9 protein-coding genes and 2 tRNA genes are annotated in these 9,814 nt (G+C 32.4%); 10 read left to right on the top strand and 1 reads right to left on the bottom strand.

Going from position 1 to position 9,814, the window contains the following annotated elements:
• Positions 1 to 98: 98 nt before the first annotated feature.
• Positions 99 to 881 (top strand): tRNA pseudouridine(38-40) synthase TruA, encoded by a 783-nt coding sequence (locus MK851_RS08500; RefSeq protein WP_303508980.1) that lies wholly within the window; start codon positions 99 to 101, stop codon positions 879 to 881.
• A gap of 49 nt (positions 882 to 930) precedes the next feature.
• On the opposite strand, the gene MK851_RS08495 is transcribed toward MK851_RS08500, so the two are convergent.
• Positions 931 to 2,073 carry an acyl-CoA dehydrogenase gene (locus MK851_RS08495; protein ID WP_320243131.1) on the bottom strand — a complete coding sequence of 381 codons (1,143 nt, stop codon included), beginning with the start codon at positions 2,071 to 2,073 and terminating at the stop codon, positions 931 to 933.
• Between the two features lie 93 nt (positions 2,074 to 2,166).
• Here MK851_RS08495 and MK851_RS08490 point away from each other — a divergent pair, with 93 nt between their 5' ends.
• From MK851_RS08490 to MK851_RS08450, 9 genes are all read left to right on the top strand, one after another.
• Positions 2,167 to 3,237, top strand: a complete 1,071-nt coding sequence (locus MK851_RS08490; RefSeq protein WP_320243129.1) for an anhydro-N-acetylmuramic acid kinase — start codon at positions 2,167 to 2,169, stop codon at positions 3,235 to 3,237.
• 178 nt (positions 3,238 to 3,415) lie between these two features.
• Positions 3,416 to 4,642 carry a Glu/Leu/Phe/Val dehydrogenase dimerization domain-containing protein gene (locus MK851_RS08485; protein WP_303508987.1) on the top strand — a complete coding sequence of 409 codons (1,227 nt, stop codon included), beginning with the start codon at positions 3,416 to 3,418 and terminating at the stop codon, positions 4,640 to 4,642.
• A 172-nt stretch (positions 4,643 to 4,814) separates the two neighbouring features.
• Positions 4,815 to 5,498, top strand: coding sequence for a MotA/TolQ/ExbB proton channel family protein (locus tag MK851_RS08480; protein WP_303508990.1), 684 nt, complete (start codon positions 4,815 to 4,817; stop codon positions 5,496 to 5,498).
• Positions 5,498 to 5,890, top strand: a complete 393-nt coding sequence (locus MK851_RS08475; RefSeq protein ID WP_047790254.1) for an ExbD/TolR family protein — start codon at positions 5,498 to 5,500, stop codon at positions 5,888 to 5,890. Before MK851_RS08480 ends, MK851_RS08475 begins: the two co-directional genes overlap by 1 nt.
• Positions 5,891 to 6,709: an energy transducer TonB gene (locus tag MK851_RS08470; protein ID WP_320243125.1), complete on the top strand. Its 819-nt coding sequence runs from the start codon at positions 5,891 to 5,893 to the stop codon at positions 6,707 to 6,709.
• Positions 6,710 to 6,794: 85 nt separating this feature from the next.
• A complete protein-coding gene (locus tag MK851_RS08465; protein WP_320243123.1) occupies positions 6,795 to 8,150 on the top strand; it encodes a UDP-glucose/GDP-mannose dehydrogenase family protein in 1,356 nt (451 codons plus the stop codon).
• Between the two features lie 66 nt (positions 8,151 to 8,216).
• A complete protein-coding gene (locus MK851_RS08460; RefSeq protein WP_303509001.1) occupies positions 8,217 to 9,425 on the top strand; it encodes a bifunctional folylpolyglutamate synthase/dihydrofolate synthase in 1,209 nt (402 codons plus the stop codon).
• 69 nt (positions 9,426 to 9,494) lie between these two features.
• Positions 9,495 to 9,569, top strand: a tRNA-Val gene (locus MK851_RS08455).
• A gap of 28 nt (positions 9,570 to 9,597) precedes the next feature.
• Positions 9,598 to 9,672 (top strand) — tRNA-Val (locus tag MK851_RS08450).
• Positions 9,673 to 9,814: the final 142 nt, after the last annotated feature.

The following is a 9,814-nucleotide window of genomic DNA, read 5'->3' as shown; positions in this document are numbered from 1 at the left end:
TACTGCCAATGGTGGGAGAGTAGGTCGTTGCCTTTCTTTATAAACCTCAATCTTTAAAAGATTGAGGTTTTTTTATGTTAATTATTTATCTTTTAAATATGAGCTATAAACATTCGTATTTAGTAACAATTCAATATCTAGGATTTAGATTTCATGGTTGGCAAAAGCAACCAAATTTAAAAACAGGTCATTTGTTTTTAGATAAAACTTTAAAGTTTATTTACAAAGGGGTTCGATTTAAAAGCTTGGGAGTGGGTAGAACAGATGCTCGAGTTTCAGCCAGTCATTTTGCATTTCAATTGTTTATAGATGAAGCCATAGATTTTAAACAATTTATGATTGAGTTTAATACGAATGCACCAAGCGATATGAGAGCCTTGAAGATTGAAGATATTCCTAAAAATTTTAATATCATTCAGCATCCAAAAGTTAAAGAGTATCGTTATTACTTTTCTTTTGGAGAAAAGAATCATCCTTACGCTGCACCTTTTTTAACTCGTTTTAGAGAACAACTTGATATTACATTAATGCAAGAAGGAGCTCAACTTTTTGAAGGTTTTCATAACTTTAAACGATTTTGCACAAAACCCTCTGAAACAACCAAAGTAAAAAGAGAAATTAAGTATTGTAGAATAGAAGAGAACATTGAGTTAACAGCTTCATTTTTTCCAAAAGAAAGTTATGTTTTAATCGTAAGAGGAGAAGGGTTTTTAAGAAATCAAATTCGATTAATAATGGGGGCTTTACACGACTTAGGAAAAGGAGAGTTTGGATTAGGCTTTATTAAAGAAAGTTTAAATCCAGATTCTGATATAGAATTGATAAAGAATATTGCTCCAGCTTCAGGTTTACATTTACATAAAATAGATTTTAAAAATTAAAAAAGCGTATCAAACGATACGCTTTTTTAGTTTTATCTATTTATAGAAATTAATCTTTTAATACACTTCTAGAAATTACAATTTTTTGAATTTCTGAAGTTCCTTCGTAAATCTGAGTAATTTTAGCGTCACGCATTAAACGTTCTACATGGTATTCTTTAACGAAACCATTACCTCCATGAATTTGAACAGCTTCAACAGTTTGTTCCATTGCTACTTTAGAAGCGTATAGTTTAGCCATAGCACCTTCACGATCGTAGTTTTCACCAGCATCTTTTTTACAAGCAGCAGCCATTACTAAATGACGAGCAGCAGCAATTTCCGTGTACATATCAGCTAATTTAAATGCGATAGCCTGATGGTTACAAATTTCAGTACCAAAAGCTTTACGTTCTTTAGAATATTTTAAAGCTAATTCGTAAGCTCCTGACGCAATCCCTAATGCTTGAGCAGCAATACCAATACGACCACCTGATAAAGTTTTCATAGCAAACTTGAATCCAAATCCATCTTCTCCAATTCTATTTTCTTTAGGAACTTTTACATCATTAAATTGTAACGTATGAGTATCAGAACCGCGGATACCTAATTTATCTTCTTTAGGACCAATATCAAAACCTTTCATTCCTTTATCAAGAATAAAAGCATTAATACCACGATGTCCTTTTTCACGATCAGTTTGTGCAATTACTAAATAAGTATCAGCACGACCACCGTTTGTAATCCAGTTTTTAGTACCATTTAATAGATAGTAATCGCCTTTGTCTTCAGCAGTAGTTGCTTGTGAAGTAGCGTCAGAACCTGCTTCAGGCTCACTTAAACAAAAAGCCCCAATTTGTTCACCTGTAGCTAATTTTGTTAAATATTTTTGTTTTTGTTCTTCAGTTCCGTAAGCTTCTAAACCGTAGCATACTAATGAATTGTTTACAGAAACCATTACTGAAGCAGAAGCGTCAATTTTAGATAATTCTTCCATAATTAACACATAAGAAACTGCATCCATTCCACTTCCTCCATATTTAGGATCTACCATTACTCCCATAAACCCTAATTCACCCATTTTTCGAACTAGTTCGTTAGGAAACTCTTGTTTTTCATCTCTTTCTATAACTCCTGGCAATAATTCGGTTTTAGCAAAATCACGTGCAGCATCACGAATCATTAAATGCTCTTCTGTAAGGTTAAAATCCATTATCTATTTTTATATTTTGTTAAATTCGTAAAAAATGTGCTCAAAGATACTTTTTTAATAGCAATTTTTCAATAGACTTACTATTTTTACTTTATGCAAGACAACTATATTTATTGTATTGGGTTAATGTCTGGAACTTCTTTAGATGGAATAGATTTAGCATACATTAAAATACACAAAAGATTATACAAGGATTTTAAAATTTTAAAAGCAGATACAATATCATACTCTAATGAATGGAAAAGTAAACTGCAAAAGGCAATTAATTATGATGAGAAAGATTTACAGGTTTTAGACGTTGAATATGGTAAACTCCTAGGAAAGGTATTAAGTAATTTTATAGTTGAACATCACATTTTAAAATTAGATTTTATAGCTTCTCATGGACATACTATTTTACATAAACCAGAAGTAGGAATAACTTTACAAATAGGTAATGGCCAAGAAATAGCAAATATTACTAAAAAAGAAGTTATTTGTGACTTCAGGACTCAAGATGTAGAACTTGGAGGACAAGGAGCTCCTTTGGTGCCTATAGGAGATAAGTTATTATTTGTAGATTATGACTATTGTCTAAACCTAGGTGGGTTTGCAAATATTTCCTATGAAAAAAATAAAGAAAGAATAGCTTTTGATATTTGCCCTGTAAATATTGTATTGAATCATTATACTAGAAAATTGGGACTTGATTTTGACGATAAAGGAATTGTAGCTTCAAAAGGAGAAATAAATATAAAATTATTAGAAAATCTAAATAGTCTTCCTTTTTATACTCAATTACCACCAAAATCTCTAGGTTTAGAATGGGTACAATCAACTATTTTTCCTTTAATAGATGAAGAAGAAACAGAAATACCTACTATTTTAAGAACTTTTGTAGAACACTCAGCAATACAAATAAGTAAAGTAATAGAGGATAAAAATGAAGCAACGGTTTTAGTAACTGGAGGAGGAGCTTTCAATAGTTTTCTTATGAATAGAATAGAGTTTTATATAAAAAAAACAGTACCAATGGTTGATGATGGATTAATCAACTACAAAGAAGCATTAGTTTTTGCGTTTTTAGGGTTGTTGAAAAAACAAGAAAAAGTAAATTGTTTACAATCAGTAACTGGAGCAAAAAAAGACCATTCTTCAGGTAATTTTTTTTATCCACAGAAATAATTTAAACTATTTGAGTAATGTTGTTTTTTATAATAAATTTGTTCGGTAACAACTACACATTAAAACCTATATTATAATGAATCAACTTTAGCTTCCCTTAGGGGAATAATCACATCGAATTTTTAAACATGAAAAAGAAACAAGCAAAGTTGAAAATCATCTACTATAACATTAAACAATGAAAGAATTACTTAAACAATACGAAGAAAAACAACCTGAAATAGTATTTAATTGGAAAGATTCAGAAACAGAAGCAGAAGGTTGGACAGTTATAAACTCATTAAGAGGAGGTGCTGCTGGTGGTGGTACACGTATGCGTAAAGGATTAGATAAATACGAAGTAATGTCACTTGCAAAAACTATGGAAGTGAAATTTACAGTATCTGGCCCTGCAATTGGAGGAGCAAAATCTGGGATTAATTTTGATCCACAAGACCCAAGAAAAAAGGGAGTATTAGAACGTTGGTATAAAGCCGTGGCTCCGTTGTTAAAAAACTATTACGGAACAGGTGGAGACTTAAACGTTGATGAAATCCATGAGGTAATTCCAATTACAGAAGATAGTGGTGTCTGGCATCCACAAGAAGGTGTTTTTAACGGGCACTTTAAACCAACTGAAGCAGATAAAATTAATCGTATAGGTCAATTACGACACGGAGTAATTAAGGTATTAGAAGACGAAAATTTATCACCAGATACTGCTAGAAAATATACAGTAGCTGATATGATTACAGGATATGGTGTTGCAGAAGCAGTTCGTCATTACTACGATATTTATGGAGGAACAGTAGAAGGAAAACGAGCTGTAGTACAAGGTTTTGGAAATGTAGGTTCAGCAGCAGCTTATTATTTAGCACAAATGGGAGCTAAAGTTGTAGGTATAATTGATAGAGTTGGTGGAGTGATTAAAGAAGAAGGTTTTTCTTTTGATGAGATAAAAGAAATGTTCTTAAACAAAGATGGAAATACTTTAGTGTCTGAAAACATGGTTTCGTTTGAAGAAATGAACGAGCGTGTTTGGAATTTGCCTTGTGAAGTTTTTGCACCGTGTGCAGCTTCAAGATTAGTTACTCAAGAGCAAATTAATAGCATGATAAATTCAGGATTGGAAGTTATTTCATGTGGAGCAAATGTTCCGTTTGCAGATAAAGAAATTTTCTTCGGATCAATCATGGAAGATACTGATAAAAAAGTTAGCCTAATTCCTGATTTTATATCTAACTGTGGTATGGCAAGAGTATTTGCATACTTTATGGAGCGTAGAGTAGAAATGACAGATCAAGCTATTTTTGAAGATACTTCAAATACTATTAAAAAAGCTTTACAAAGAACGTTTGCTAGAAGTGCTTCAAAAGCTAAAATAAGTGAAACGGCTTTTGAAATAGCTTTGAAAGAATTAGTATAAATCATATAACTTTTATAGTTGTAAAATGCTGTTTTTGAGCAAACAGGTATAAAAAATAAAAGTCTTCCTTTCTTGTTAATATTAAGGAAGGCTTTTTACATAAAACAATTTTACATAAAACAAATCGTTAGTTAAGTAGCGAAAACATAATATAAATCCTAATTTAGTATTCATGCTATTATTTCAAGAAACTCAGGAGTTAGTAGAAGAAGTTCCACAAGAAAAAACATTATCAATCTATAGTTTAATTATGGATGGAGGTGTAGGCGGACAAATTATTATAGCTTTATTATTTGTGTTGTTAGCTATAGCTCTATATATTTATTTTGAACGATTTTTTGCTATCAAAGAAGCTTCAAAAGTAGACATAAATTTCATGGATCAAATTAGAGATCATGTAACGAATGGAAGAATTGATAGTGCTAAATCACTTTGTGATAATACAGTGACACCAACTGCTAGGTTAATTGGTAAAGGAATTTCTAGAATAGGGAAACCTTTAGAAGATATTAATACAGCAATAGAAAATGCAGGAAAGCTTGAAGTATATAAGTTAGAAAGGAATGTATCTGTGTTGGCAACAATAGCAGGAGCTGCTCCAATGATAGGTTTTTTAGGGACTGTAATTGGAATGATTATTGCGATACATGAGATAGCAAATTCAGGAGGACAAATAGATATTAAAATGTTATCGGATGGGTTGTATACAGCGATGACAACTACGGTTGGTGGACTAATTGTGGGAATTATAGCATATATTGCTTACAACCATTTAGTAGTAAGAACAGATAAAGTTGTTTATCAAATGGAAGCAAAGTCTGTTGAGTTTTTAGATTTATTAAACGAGCCAGTATAATGAATTTACGAGGAAGAAATAAAGTCAATCCAAATTTCAATATGTCATCAATGACCGATATTGTTTTTCTGTTATTGATATTTTTTATGTTAACATCCACACTTGTCACAGTAAGTGCGATTGACGTGTTGTTACCAAAAGCTGGAGGAAAAACTGAAAATAATACGTCAGTAGCAGTAACTATTACAAACGACGCATTATTTTATATAGATAAAACAAAGGTAAGTAACGTAAACTTAGAAAGAGAATTACTCACTAAAGTAGGTGTAGATAAAAAGAAAACAGTGGTTATTCGTGGCGATCAAAACGTGCAGTATAAAAATGTAATGCAGGTAATTGATATTGCGAACAGAAACAAGTTAAAAATGATTTTGGCTGTAAAAGGCAAATAAATGACAATTTTAGAAACAAAACATAAACGTAAATCGGCTATTATCACAGCTATTATTCTGATATTATTAATAATTGGAGTATTTAACTATGGAATTAAATATCTAGATCCGCCTATTGAATATGGGTTAGCAATCAATTTTGGGAACTCAGAAGTAGGAAGTGGTGAATCTGTTGAAAAAACAAAAGCTCAAGCTACTCAACAACAAGAAGAAGTAGTTGAAGAGCAAGTAGAAGAAACTCCAGAAGAAACTATCAAAGAAGAAATTATTACAAATGATACTGCGGAAGAAGTTCCAATAGTTGAGAAAAAAGCAGAAAAGAAAGAAGCAGTAAAAGAAACTCCGAAAGAAGTAAAACCGAAAGAAAAACTAAAGCCAAAACCATCAAAAGAAACAACGGATGCATTGAATAGTTTGTTGAATGGTGCTTCAAAAGAAGGAGTAAACTCTGGTGAAGGAGATGATAAGCAATCAGGTGTAAAAGGAAATGAAAACGGAGATCCGAATTCTGATAAATACTACGGAAATTCGGGAAGTGGTTCTGGAGGAAATTATAATTTAGCAGGAAGAAAAGCCTTATCAAAACCTATTCAAAAACCAGATTGTCAAGAAGAAGGTACCGTAGTAGTGAGTATTGAGGTAGACCAAAACGGAAAAGTTACTAAAGCAACTCCGGGAGCTAAAGGAACTACAAATTCAGCTTCATGTTTATATGATGCAGCAAAAAAAGCAGCATTAAAAACAAAATGGAACGCTGATGGAAATGCGCCATCAAAACAACGAGGAACAATTATCTACAAGTTTTCTCTTTCAAAATAGCATATCTTAGCAGAATAGCTACAAGGAATAGTTATTCAATAAGGATGTATGCAACAACTAATGAAGAATCAATAAATATAAGTACATGAAATTAACTGTTATCGGAACAGGATATGTAGGGTTGGTATCTGGGGCTTGTTTTTCAGAAATGGGAAATAAGGTGATTTGTGTAGATATCAATCAAGAAAAAATAAATAACCTTCATCAAGGAATTATTCCTATCTACGAACCAAGATTGGAAAAAATGGTATTGAAGAATATAGATAAGAAAAACTTGTTTTTTACTACGAAGTTAGAGGAAGCAGTCAATGATTCTGAAATTATTTTTATAGCAGTAGATACTCCCATGGGGAAAGATGGTTCCGCCGATTTACAAGATGTACTAGCGGTAGCAAAGGAGGTTGGTCAGAAAATGAATGAAAGACTGATTATTGTTAATAAATCTACTGTACCAGTAGGAACAGCAGATAAAGTAAAAGCTATAATTCAAGAAGAACTTGATAAAAGAAAAGTAACGATTGGTTTTGAGATGGTGTCAAATCCTGAATTTTTAAAAGAAGGAGACGCCATCAGTGATTTTATGAAGCCAGATAGAGTGGTGATTGGAGCTGAATCTGAATACGCATTTAAAAAAATGAAAGAATTATATAGCTCATTTTTTAGAACACATGATCGTTTTATAACAATGGATGTTCGCTCTGCTGAAATGACTAAGTATGCAGCCAATGCCATGCTTGCAACAAAAATATCGTTTATGAATGAAATAGCAAATATATGTGAACGTGTAGGTGCTAATGTAAATAACGTAAGAGTTGGGATTGGATCAGACTCAAGAATAGGATACAGTTTTATTTATCCAGGAGTAGGTTATGGAGGCTCTTGCTTTCCAAAGGATGTAAAAGCTTTAAAAAAGATTGCAGAAGATAATGGTTATGAAGCGCAGTTAATTAAATCAGTTGAAGATGTAAATAATCGTCAAAAGCTTGTAATTACTAAAAAAATAATCAAAAGATTTGGAGAAGATTTAACAGGTAAAACCTTTGGGCTTTGGGGGCTTGCATTCAAACCAGGAACCGATGATATGCGTGAGGCTCCAGCAATTTATGTGATAAAGGAGTTGGTGAAAAGAGGAGCAAAGGTACAGGCTTATGATCCAAAGGCCATGGGAGAGGCAAAAGATTTTTATCTAAAGAATGTTAATAATGTAGTGTATAAGAAAACGAAATACGAAGTCTTATTAAATGCAGAAGCATTAATATTATTAACAGAATGGAAGGAGTTTCGTTCTCCTGATTTTTCAGAAATCGAAAAACAATTGAAAAATTCAGTTATTTTTGATGGAAGAAATCAGTATAATAGTTATAATTTAGAAGAAAAAGGATTTGAATACTATCAAATAGGTAAAAGTAACAGAAGAAATATTCTTCAAGTTATTAAATAATCTCTTTCGTATAATCAACTTGAATTTGTTTTTAAACTTTCTCTTCCGTTAAAAAATAATTATTTAATGACCTATCAACAAGTATTAGATTGGATGTTTGTCCAGTTACCAATGTACCAGCGTCAGGGACAAGCAGCATTTAAAAAAGATCTAACAAATATTATTGCATTGTGTAAAGAACTAGGTAGCCCTCAAGAAAAGTTTAAAACTATTCATGTAGGAGGAACTAACGGGAAAGGGTCTACCAGTCATATGTTAGCATCCATATTACAAGAGGCTGGTTACAAAGTCGGTCTGTACACGTCTCCACATTTAAAAAACTTCACAGAACGTATCCGCATCAACGGAGAAGAAATATCAAGAGGTTCTGTGGTCAAGTTTATAGAAAATAATAAGACCTTTTTAGAAAAACAAGGGTTGTCATTTTTTGAAATGACTGTTGGAATGGCATTTGAAGAATTTTCAAATCAAAAAGTAGATATAGCAGTTGTCGAAGTTGGTTTAGGAGGAAGGCTAGACTCAACCAATATTATTTTACCCGAAGTTTCGGTAATAACTAATATAGGATTAGATCACACACAGTTTTTAGGAGAAACCTTACCAGAAGTAGCTTTTGAAAAAGCTGGAATTATCAAAAGTAATATTCCAGTAGTTATTGGTGAACGTCAAAAAGAAACAGAAAATGTTTTTATTACTAAAGCGGAAGAATGTAATGCCCCAATTGTTTTTGCTTCGGATGAAGAGCAACATTATACAACTGATTTATTGGGTGATTATCAAAAAAACAATGTAAAAACAACAGTAGAAGCCATTCAGCAACTAAAAGGGTTTAATATCTCTGAAGAAAAAATAAAAAAAGGATTGTTAAATGTTGTAAAAAACACCAATTTAAAAGGGCGTTGGCAAGTGTTGCAGGAATATCCAAAAGTAATTTGTGATACAGCGCATAACAAAGAAGGATTGTTTTATACATTGAAACAATTAAAAAAAGAAAATTATAAGCAATTGCATATTGTTTTGGGAGTAGTTTCCGATAAGAATTTGAATGAAATTTTACCAATGTTTCCTAAAAACGCCATTTATTATTTCTGTAAACCAAATATTCCACGAGGGTTGTCGGCAGGTGAATTAAAAAAACAAGCGAATGAATTCGGATTGGGAGGAGAGGTGTTTGGCTCTGTAAGTCAGTCGCTTGAGAGGTCAAAAGAAAATGCGTCCAAAGAGGATGTAATTTATATTGGTGGAAGCACATTTGTAGTGGCAGAAATTTTATAGAAAAAAAATAAAAAAGTTATTGTCAATCTCTAAAACTGTTATATATTTGCATCCGCAATTAACAAGTAAGGGCGCGTAGCTCAGTTGGTTCAGAGCACTTGGTTTACACCCAAGGGGTCAGGGGTTCGAATCCCTTCGCGCCCACAACTCTTACAAAGGTTTAATTGCAGGCGGGCGCGTAGCTCAGTTGGTTCAGAGCACTTGGTTTACACCCAAGGGGTCAGGGGTTCGAATCCCTTCGCGCCCACTGAAAGTCTCATCATTATTTGATGAGACTTTTTTATTTTATAACCTTCTTGTTCATGCAATTTTTTGTAGTTTTGTGAACTTGAAAAATGTTTAATGAGTACTGGTTGAGTAAGAAAATACTAATAATGAGGTGTTTTTAT

It is taken from the genome of Tenacibaculum sp. 1B UA (genome assembly GCF_033978845.1).
Classification (GTDB): Bacteria; Bacteroidota; Bacteroidia; order Flavobacteriales; family Flavobacteriaceae; genus Polaribacter.
The sequence above is the reverse complement of the archived record's forward strand: the minus strand, read 5'-3'. Positions and strand labels throughout refer to the sequence as shown.